The organism is Streptomyces sp. NPDC058632 (assembly GCF_042717095.1).
Lineage (GTDB): Bacteria > Actinomycetota > Actinomycetes > Streptomycetales > Streptomycetaceae > Streptomyces.
This window is the reverse complement of sequence record NZ_JBHXQZ010000054.1, coordinates 1-9,743: the sequence shown is the minus strand read 5'-3', so window position 1 is coordinate 9,743 and position 9,743 is coordinate 1. Positions and strand designations below refer to the sequence as shown.

Sequence of the window (9,743 nt, the reverse complement as noted above, 5' to 3'; positions counted from 1 at the left end):
CCGGCCCAATTGCCTGCCACCCCTCCGACCGAGAGAGCGAGACCGACAGACATGGACGAGAACACCCGCTACCAGGTGCTGCGCAACGACGAGGAGCAGTACTCGCTGTGGCCCGTCGACGTCGAGGTGCCCGCCGGCTGGCAGCCCGTCGGCAAGGAGGGCACGGAGGCGGAGTGCTCCGCCTACGTCGACGAGGTCTGGACCGACATGCGCCCGCGCAGCCTGCGGGAGCGCATGGAGAACACCGGAGCCTGACGCGTCCCGCGCAGCCACGAAGGACGGGCCGGGGTGCGTCCCGCAACCGCACCCCGGCCTCCGCCCTGTCCGCCCGCCCATCCCGAGGAGCCGTCATGACACCGGTCCTGCACACCGAACGACTCACGTTCCGGCCCTACCGCCCCGAGGACGAGGACGTCTTCGTGGCCCTGCTGCGCGACGAGGAGGTCTGCCGCTGGATGGGCCAGGAACGCGTGCCGGAGGCCGACCTCCGCACGCTGTTCCGCGTCATCCTCACCGACGTCTACCCGCAGCACAGGTTCGACGTGTGGGGACTGTGGCGCGAGGAGGTCTACGTCGGCCACGCGGAGGTGAAGAAGACCGGCAACGTCGACGGCCACGAACTGATCACCGCCCTCGCCCCCGAGTACTGGGGCCGGGGCCTGGGCACCGAAGTGGTCGGCGGCCTGCTCCGCCACGCCGCCGACAACCTGGGCCTGAAGGAGGCCTACGGCATGGTCGGCGCCGACAACACCGCCAGCCTGGCCATGGCCCGCCGACTGGGCTTCAGGCACGTGCGCGACGTGGTCGGCGACGACGGCACCGTGACCAGGATGGTGGTGATCTCGACGACGGACCCGGACTGACGCCGGAAACCGGTCCGGAACACCACGGTGCCGTCCCCGCCTCCCCTCCCCCGATCCGGTTCCACGCACGCTCCTGAGGGGTGGGCTCGGCCGGCCGAGCCCACCCCGGTGCCCACCTCCACGACTTCCGGGACGGTCGTCCGTTCCACCGCGGTGCTGCTTCGCCCTCGTTGTCTCCGGTGCCACGGCGGCCGAGGTCATTCCCGACGTGCGTGAACCGTTTTCCCCGTCATCCCTCCCCCCGGGCCGTCGAACAGCTCCCGCCGGATGGCGCGACGCTGCGCGGCGGTGGTCGCACCCCAGATACCGGCGTCCTCCCCCTGCTCGACGGCCCACCGGCGGCAGGCGAGCAGGACGCGGCAGCGACGGCAGACCGCACGGGCGCGAGCAACCTGGGACTCGCTCTCCCGCTCGGTCAGGGGGAAGAACAGCTCGGGATCCTCGCCCACGCACGCGGCCTCGCGGATCCATCCGCGTGCGGCGGGGAACAGATCGGAGCCGAAAAGAGAAGGCCGACAGTCGTCCGGCACGGCACACCTCCGCCAGGCGCCGGCTGAGCCGGCAGATGGCTGCGACACGGGTGTGCCGCAGAATCGGCAGAGGTTGCGCGTCCCACTGTACGCCCGGTACGGCCGGTATGTTCGGGAATCGGGTCGCACCGGCGACGCCTCGGCGCGGCCACGCACGGGACAGGCGTGAGCGGGCGCCGCGTGCCACGTGTCGCATCAGGCAGCGGATTCCGGGGCACCCGGCCACGACGCCGTCGGTGCAACGGAAGGAGACAGCAGATGACGGGAGCCCCGCCCGGGAAAGACGTCCGGTCCCGCTACGCCTCGCGCCGGTCGCTCCTGCTTCTGCTCCTGCTTCTCGCGATCTGCTACGCGGTCGCCGCTCTGGGCGGTGTCGCGGCCACGGACGCGGGCAGCACGTACCGCTCACTCGAGCGCCCCGCGTGGGCCCCGCCCTCCTGGCTGTTCGGTCCGGTCTGGACGGTGCTGTACGCGACCATCGCCGTCTCCGCCTGGCTCGTACTGCGCCGCCGGCCACTGGCGGAGGTCAAGGCGGAGGTCGTTTTCTGGGGCGCGCAGCTCGCCTTCAACCTGGCCTGGACACCGTTGTTCTTCACAGCCGGCCGGTACGGCCTCGCGTTCCTCGACATCTGCCTGCTCCTGGCCGCTCTCGGCACCACGATGCTGCTTTTCCGGCGCACGAGCCCGGCCGCCTCACTCCTCCTCGTCCCCTACGCGCTGTGGACGCTGTACGCGGCGGCCCTCAGCCTCGCCATCTGGCAGCTCGACGCCTGACACGACCAAAGCCGGCGGGCGCGGCGCACCGTCCCGACGACCGGGTACCGGAACGGTTCAGCCGGGGGACGCCGGTAGTGCGCCGTACCGCCCGACGCCTTTCCGGATCAGTACAGGCCCATGAGAGTCCCGTGACCGAGGCTCTGGCGGTCCGACACCTCACGTGCGGCGTCCGCCGTCACGTCATGAGGTATCGAAACGGGGCCGGGAGGGCGTAGGGACGAAAGGCGTAACGGTCCCGCCCCAGCCGTCCTCGCCGTACCCGTTCCTGTGCACGTAACTGCCCGGGTCGTCGGTCCCGGATCGCCCTCCTCGCGGTCACGCGGACCCGGCGTGTCATCCCTTCGCTCCACGACGGTCAACAGGGTGCGCTTTGCCCGGCGACCCGCCCGGGAACGGTCGGACGCGCGCCATCGTGCAGCACGCCGGTGTCGCGTTCGCGGGTTTCGCGTGTTCGGCGAGCCGCTGGACGGCACCGCAGCGACGGCCGTCGCTGCGGCGATGAGGGCCGGGACCGGAAGGGAGGCGGTCGCCGCCCGCCCGGCAGGCGGTCCTCCCGCATTTTCCGGTGGTGGTCCGCGACGGGCGGGCACACGTCTGCCGCCCGTGGATCACTTCGAGCCGGAACAGGACGTGCTCCGGCCTTCCCGTCACCGCCGTCGGCCGGAATGCACCGGTGCCGACCTCGCCGCCCCGCGACCACGGCACCGGACGATCGGCGGGATCGCCACCCCATGGGGGTTCCGGAACCCCGCCGACTTCAGCCGTATCGTCCGGCGCACCCACGGAGTGCCCCTCGGCGTTCCGGCGCACGGCCGAGGCGGCGCCCCGGTCAGCTCCACGCACCGGCGGCGAAGGGTCCGTGGGCCATGTCTCAAGCCTTCCGCAACCGAGCCGTGCTCTGCCGTACCACCAGGTGCGTCGCCAGTTCGATGCGCTGTGCCGCCGTGCCGGGGGCGCCCGGGCGGAGGAGCATGCGGGCGGCCTCCTCGGCCATGTGCCGCAGGGGCTGGTGGACTGTGGTGAGGGGCGGGCTCGACCACTGGGCCAGTGGTACGTCGTCGTAGCCCACCACCGACAGGTCCTCCGGTACGCGCAGGCCCCTGACCCTGGCCGCCTCCAGGACGCCGAGTGCCTGGAGGTCACTGCCCGCGAAGATCGCCGTCGGCCGGTCGGTGCCGTTCAGCAGGTCCATGGCGTGCTCGAAGCCGCTCTGTACGTGGAAGTCGCCGAAGCGCATCAGACGCGGGTCGGTCTCCAGGCCCGCCATCGCCATGGCGGAGCGGTAGCCGTCGAGGCGGGCGAGCGAGCAGAGCATGTCCTCGGGGCCGGTGATGATCGCGGCCCGCTCGTGACCGAGGTCGGTGAGATGGCGGGTGGCGGCGAGGCCACCGGCCCAGTTCGCGGAGCCGACAGAGGGGACGTCGGGGGCTGGGTCGCCCGCCGGGTCGATGACGACGAGGGGGATGGCCGCCGCTCTGAGCTGGCGTTTGATGTCCTCCGGGAGAGTGGAGAAGACCAGCACGACGCCGAGCGGCCTGCGTTGCAGCACGCCCGGGAGCCACTCCGGAGCGGGGGTGTGCCGGGTGCCGCTCTCGGTGAGCGCCACCGTCGCGCGGTTCTCCTTGGCGACGCTCTCCACACCCCGGATGAGCTCCATCGCCCAGACGCTCTCCAACTCGTGGAAGACGATTTCGATGAGCGGGGAGCGGGACGCCGACTGGGCGCGACGGCGGTAACCGTGGACATCCAGCAGCCGTTCCACCTTGGCTCGGGTCGTGCGAGAGACGTCCGATCGGCCATTGAGGACCTTCGAAACTGTCGGCATCGAAACGCCGGCCTCTTTCGCCACCGCGGCCAGGGTGATTCTGCCGCTCGTCTCGCCGTCATCGTGCATAGCCGCAGGATACGGCACCGCGTGTCAGTAACGGTTTGGGTGAGTGCCGACTCGACCGTTGACCGAAACTTCCGTCTGACCTACTGTCCCACGGCATGGACTTTCGGCGATGAGGCCGAAACTTTCGAAAGGCGAACGATGAAGACACGTGCGCGCTTGCCCAGACTGGTCGCCGGTGGTGCGACGCTCACCCTGGCACTGACCCTTTCGGCCTGCGGCGGCGGGGACGGCGGGGCGTCGGCGGACGACGGCAAGATCCATGTCCTGGTCTACGGGGACGCCACCAACAAGGTCGAGAAGAAGCTCGTCGACACGTTCAACAAAACGTCCGACGTCAAGGTCGTCCTCGACACCATCCCCGGTGCGGACTACCAGAAGAAGCTTCAGACGATCATCAGCACCCCGCAGGCACCGGACGTCTTCTTCAACTGGGGCGGCGGCAGCATCAAGCCGTTCGTCAAGGCCGACCTGCTGATGCCGCTCGACGACTTCATCAAGAAGAACCCGGACCTGGAGAACAAGTTCCTTCCGTCCGTCTTCAACAACGCCGCCGTCGACGGCAAGCCGTACGGCATCCCGATGCGCGGCACCCAGCCGGTCCTGCTCTTCCACAACAAGAAGGTCCTCGACAAGGCGGGCGTCACGCCGCCGAAGACCTGGGACGAACTGCTCGACGCGGTAGGGAAGCTCAAGGACGAGGGCGTGACGCCGATCGCGCTCGGCGGCGGCGACATCTGGCCGACGCAGATGTGGTTCCAGTACCTCTTCGACCGCGTGGCCGGACCCGGACTGTTCGAGAAGGCCGTAGGCGGCGACAAGAGCGCCTGGGAGAGCGCGGACAGCAAGAAGGCCCTGAGCATGATCAGGGAGCTCGTCGACGCCGGCGCCTTCGGCAAGAACTACGACTCCGTCAAGTACACCAACGGCGGCTCGGTCCAGCTGGTGTCCTCCGGCAAGGCCGGCTTCGAGCTGATGGGCTCCTGGTACTACTCCCAGCAGCTCACGGACCACGAGGCATTCGCCGAGAAGGACCTCGGCTACACCGCCTTCCCGACCGTCGAGGGCGGCAAGGGCGACTCGGCCAACGTCGCCGGCAACACGAACAACTACTACTCGGTGATGAAGAAGACGAAGCACCCCGAGGCCGTCGCCGAGTTCCTGAAGCTCATGTACTCCGACGACTTCGTCAAGGCGCAGCTGGACATCGGCAACCTGCCGACCACGACCAACACCGACAAGTTCATCGACACCTCGTCCACCCCCGAGTACTCGCGCTTCCAGTACGACCTCGTCGCCGACGCCCCGTCGTTCCAGCTGTCCTGGGACCAGGCGTACCCGCAGAAGGCGAGCTCGTCCATGCACAAGGCCATCCAGCAGTTCTTCAACGGACAGCTCGACGCGGACGGCTTCATCCAGGCCATGCAGGCCCTCCCGACCGAGTGACGAACGGCTCATGACGACAAAGATCACGAGCGCTCCGCCCGCCGCCGGACCCCGCAAGGGGCCCCGGCGGCGGCCGCCCGCCTCGTCCGCAACGAAGGTGGGTCGTCCCGGCTTCGCCTGGGCGCTGCCCGCCGCAGTGTTCTTCGCCCTCTTCGCGATCACCCCGCTGATCATGGTGGCGGTGCTGTCCTTCATGAGCTGGGACGGGATCGGCTCGCCCGAATTCGTCGGCATGGACAACTGGTCGCGCCTGATGGACGACCCGGTGATGCTCCAGAGCATCTGGCTGACCCTGCTCCTGACCGTGCTCGGCGTGGTCATCCAGACGCCGCTGAGCATCCTGCTCGGCGTCTGGGCCGCCGGCCACCAGCGCAACCGGGCCGTGCTGTCCGTCATCTACTTCATTCCGCTGCTGCTGTCCGCCACTGCCGTCTCCGTGCTGTGGCGGGCGCTGCTCGACCCGAACTTCGGCATCCCGGCCGAGGCCGCCTGGCTGTTCGGCGACGGCAACCTGTTCGGTGAACAGGCCACCGCCATCGGGGTGCTGGCGTTCGTCAGTACCTGGCAGTTCACCCCGTTCCACACGCTGATCTACCAGGGCGCCGCCCGGGCCGTCCCGCAGGTGCTCTACCAGGCGGCCGAAATCGACGGGGCGGGCCGCTACCGGCAGTTCTTCCACATCACACTGCCGCAGCTGCGCAACTCGATGATCACCTCGATGATCCTGATGATCGTCGGCGGTCTGACCACCTTCGAGACGGTCCTCATCCTGACCCAGGGCGGCCCCGGCACCGACACCACCATCAGCGCCTACTACATGTACGACAAGGCGTTCAAGGGCTTCGACTTCGGCGCCGGCTCCGCCATCGCCCTGGCCCTGGTCGTCGCGGCCACCGTCATCTCGCTGATCGTCGTCCGGGTCTCCGGCTACGACAAGATGCGCAGCACCATGGAGGGTGTGTCATGAGGCGCCGTCCCCACTACCTGGCCGGCGCCGGCTCGCTCTTCTGGCTCTTCCTGGTCGGCCTGCCGCTGTACGTGATGCTCGCCGCGACCCTGCGCACCCGACAGGACTACGCCGAGAACGGCCCGGTCTCGATCCCGGACAGCTTCACCCTGGACAACTACACCGGAGCCTTCGACTCGGGCTTCGGCCAGTACTTCTTCAACACGCTCGTCGTCACCGGCTGTGTGATCGGGATCGTGCTGCTGCTGGTCCCGCCGCTCGCCTACGCGATCGTACGCAGCCGGGGCCGGACCACGTCGGCGATCTTCCGGCTGTTCCTGCTCGGTCTCGCCATCCCCGCCCAGGCCGTCATCGTGCCGATGTTCTACCTGATCAGCGAGGCCGGGCTGTACGACAACCTGCTGGGCGTCATCCTGCCCACGGCCGCGTTCTGCCTGCCGATGTCGGCGCTGATCCTCAGCGGCGCGATGCGTGACATCTCCTCGGAACTGTACGAGGCCATGGCCATGGACGGCGCCTCCCCGCGGCGCATGTTCTTCCAGCTCGTACTGCCGTTGTCTAGGGGCGGACTGTCCACGATCGTGGTCTTCTCCGCGCTCCAGGCATGGAACGGCTTCCTGTTCCCGCTCGTCCTGACCCAGTCCGACTCCAGCAAGGTCGTCACCCTGGGTCTGTACAACTTCCAGACCGAACACGGCATCGACATCCCCGGTCTGCTGGGAGCCGTGGTGCTGTCCATGGTGCCCATCCTGCTCGTCTACCTGTTCGCCCGTCGTGCCCTGGTCCAGGGTCTGATGGGTGTCGGAGGAAAGTGACTGCCGACGTGGCCGTAGAGACCACCCCCGAAATCCCCCTCTGGAACGACCCCGACCGCCCCGTCGCCGCCAGGGTCGACGCGCTGATCGGCGCGATGACCCTGGACGAGAAGATCGCCCAGCTGTACGGCGTGTGGGTCGGCGCGTCCGCCAACGGCGGCGAAGTGGCCCCGCACCAGCACGACATGGAGGAGGCCGTCGACCTCGACGCGCTTCTTCCCGCCGGGCTGGGCCAGCTGACCCGCCCCTTCGGCACCGCGCCCGTCGACCCGGCGCTCGGCGCGCTCTCCCTGCTGCGCACCCAGTCCCGTATCACCTCGGCGGGCCGCTTCGGCATTCCCGCCGTCGCGCACGAGGAATGCCTGGCGGGCTTCGCCGCCTGGGGCGCCACCGCCTACCCCGTCCCGCTGTCCTGGGGCGCCACCTTCGACCCGCACGTGGTGCGCCGGATGGCCACCGCCATCGGCCGCGACATGCGGTCCGTCGGTGTCCACCAGGGTCTCGCGCCCGTCCTCGACGTGGTGCGCGACGCCCGCTGGGGCCGGGTGGAGGAGACCATCGGCGAGGACCCCTACCTCGTCGGCACCATCGGCACCGCGTACGTCCAGGGCCTGGAGTCCGCCGGGATCGTCGCCACCCTCAAGCACTTCGTCGGCTACTCGGCCTCCCGCGCCGGACGCAACCTCGCCCCCGCGCCCATGGGCCCCCGCGAACGGGCCGACGTCCTGCTGCCGCCGTTCGAGATGGCGATCCGCGAGGGCGGCGCCCGCTCCGTGATGCACTCCTACACGGACACCGACGGCGTCCCCGCCGCGGCCGACGAGAGCCTGCTGACCGGACTGCTCCGCGACACCTGGGGCTTCGACGGCACCGTCGTCGCCGACTACTTCGGCATCGCCTTCCTCAAGACCCTGCACGGCGTCGCGGGCGACTGGGCGCAGGCCGCGGGCGCCGCGCTGAAGGCCGGCGTCGACGTCGAACTGCCCACCGTCAAGACGTTCGGCGCACCGCTCGCCGAGGCCGTCGCCGACGGCCGGGTACCGGAGTCGGTCATCGACCGCGCCCTGCGCCGCGTCCTCGGCCAGAAGGCGATGCTCGGCCTGCTCGATCCGGACTGGAGCCCGGTGCCGCCCGCGCTCGACGGCGCGGACCTGGACGATCCGGACGCCCTGCGCGGCAGGATCGACCTGGACCGGCCCGAGAACCGGGAACTGGCCCGCGAGATCGCCGAGAAGGCGGTCGTCCTGCTCGCCAACGACGGCACCCTGCCGCTCGCCCGGCCCCGCCGCATCGCCCTGGTCGGCCCCAACGCGGCCGAGGCCACCGCCGTACTGGGCTGCTACTCCTTCCCCCAGCACGTGGGCGTGCAGCACCCGGACGTCCCGGTCGGGATCGACCTGCCCACCCTGCGGGACACCCTGGCCGCGGAGTTTCCCGACGCGGACATCACCGTCGCCCGCGGCACCGGCGTCGACGACGGAGACCTCTCCGGAATCGGCGAGGCGGTCGACGCGGCACGGGACGCGGACGTCGTCATCGCCGTACTCGGCGACCGCGCGGGGCTGTTCGGCCGCGGCACCAGCGGAGAGGGCTGCGACGCGGAGTCCCTCGCCCTGCCCGGCGTCCAGCAGCACCTGCTGGACGCGCTGCTCGACTCCGGCAGGCCGGTGGTGACCGTCCTGCTCGCCGGGCGGCCGTACGCGCTCGGCCGCGCCGTCGCCGAGTCCGCGGCGATCGTGCAGTCCTTCTTCCCCGGAGTCGCGGGCACCCGGGCGATCGCCGGGGTGCTGAGCGGCCGTACCAGCCCTTCCGGACGGCTCCCGGTCAGCGTGCCGCGCGGCCCGGGGTCCCAGCCGACCACCTACCTCGGCGCACGGCTCGCCCAGGTCAGCGAGGTGTCCAACATCGACCCGACGCCGGCGTTCGGCTTCGGACACGGCCTGACGTACACGGCGTTCGCCTGGAACGACCTCGCCGTGGACGCCGAACAGGTTTCGACGGACGGCGAGTTCACCCTCTCCCTCACCGTCCGCAACACCGGTGAGCGGTCCGGCACCGAAGTCGTCCAGCTCTATCTCCACGACCCGGTCGCCTCCGTCGTCCAGCCGGTGCAGCGGCTCGTCGGCTACACCCGGGTGGAGCTGGAGCCGGGAGAGGCCCGTCGCGTCCGCGTCACGGTTCCGGCCGATGTGGCCTCCTTCACCGGCCGCGACGGCCACCGGATCGTCGAACCCGGCGACCTGCAACTCCGCCTGGCCGCCTCGAGCACCGACGCACGCCTGACGGCGACGGTCACCCTGACCGGCCCGGAACGCCGGGTGGACCACACCCGCCGCTTCCACGCGGCCTTCACCCAGGAGCCGGCTGCCCAGGCCTGAGCCGGATGGCACGAGACGGCCCCTGACCGCGGGGGGCACGGCCGGGGCCGGCGCGGGGGGGGCCCGTCACACGCAC

9 protein-coding genes are annotated in these 9,743 nt (G+C 70.3%); 7 read left to right on the top strand and 2 right to left on the bottom strand.

The features are described 5' to 3' along the window. Nucleotides 1-51 precede the first annotated feature (51 nt). Both ACFWVE_RS21090 and ACFWVE_RS21085 read left to right on the top strand, forming a co-directional pair. Nucleotides 52-255 (top strand): MbtH family protein, encoded by a 204-nt coding sequence (locus ACFWVE_RS21090; RefSeq protein WP_384016109.1) that lies wholly within the window; start codon nt 52-54, stop codon nt 253-255. 95 nt (nt 256-350) lie between these two features. Next, a complete protein-coding gene (locus tag ACFWVE_RS21085) occupies nt 351-863 on the top strand; it encodes a GNAT family N-acetyltransferase (RefSeq protein WP_384016107.1) in 513 nt (170 codons plus the stop codon). A gap of 197 nt (nt 864-1,060) precedes the next feature. Here the strand turns inward: ACFWVE_RS21085 and ACFWVE_RS21080 are convergent, their stop codons facing one another. Beyond that, nucleotides 1,061-1,393 carry a WhiB family transcriptional regulator gene (locus ACFWVE_RS21080; RefSeq protein WP_384016104.1) on the bottom strand — a complete coding sequence of 111 codons (333 nt, stop codon included), beginning with the start codon at nt 1,391-1,393 and terminating at the stop codon, nt 1,061-1,063. Between the two features lie 258 nt (nt 1,394-1,651). Here ACFWVE_RS21080 and ACFWVE_RS21075 point away from each other — a divergent pair, with 258 nt between their 5' ends. Beyond that, nucleotides 1,652-2,167 (top strand): TspO/MBR family protein, encoded by a 516-nt coding sequence (locus tag ACFWVE_RS21075; protein WP_384016102.1) that lies wholly within the window; start codon nt 1,652-1,654, stop codon nt 2,165-2,167. An 874-nt stretch (nt 2,168-3,041) separates the two neighbouring features. Here the strand turns inward: ACFWVE_RS21075 and ACFWVE_RS21070 are convergent. Continuing rightward, nucleotides 3,042-4,064, bottom strand: coding sequence for a LacI family DNA-binding transcriptional regulator (locus ACFWVE_RS21070; protein WP_384016100.1), 1,023 nt, complete (start codon nt 4,062-4,064; stop codon nt 3,042-3,044). A 138-nt stretch (nt 4,065-4,202) separates the two neighbouring features. On the opposite strand from ACFWVE_RS21070, the gene ACFWVE_RS21065 reads away from it, so the two are divergent. The 4 genes from ACFWVE_RS21065 to ACFWVE_RS21050 are packed head-to-tail and all read left to right on the top strand — an operon-like array spanning nt 4,203 to nt 9,667. Continuing rightward, nucleotides 4,203-5,507, top strand: coding sequence for an ABC transporter substrate-binding protein (locus tag ACFWVE_RS21065; RefSeq protein WP_384016098.1), 1,305 nt, complete (start codon nt 4,203-4,205; stop codon nt 5,505-5,507). A gap of 10 nt (nt 5,508-5,517) precedes the next feature. Continuing rightward, the gene (locus tag ACFWVE_RS21060) at nt 5,518-6,474 is read left to right on the top strand and encodes a carbohydrate ABC transporter permease (RefSeq protein ID WP_384016096.1); all 957 of its coding nucleotides are present in this window, start codon (nt 5,518-5,520) and stop codon (nt 6,472-6,474) included. Then, entirely contained in the window at nt 6,471-7,289 is an 819-nt protein-coding gene (locus ACFWVE_RS21055) for a carbohydrate ABC transporter permease (RefSeq protein WP_384016094.1), read from the top strand. The genes ACFWVE_RS21060 and ACFWVE_RS21055 overlap by 4 nt, the downstream gene beginning before the upstream one ends. Beyond that, nucleotides 7,286-9,667 carry a glycoside hydrolase family 3 N-terminal domain-containing protein gene (locus tag ACFWVE_RS21050; RefSeq protein WP_384016092.1) on the top strand — a complete coding sequence of 794 codons (2,382 nt, stop codon included), beginning with the start codon at nt 7,286-7,288 and terminating at the stop codon, nt 9,665-9,667. Before ACFWVE_RS21055 ends, ACFWVE_RS21050 begins: the two co-directional genes overlap by 4 nt. Nucleotides 9,668-9,743: the final 76 nt, after the last annotated feature.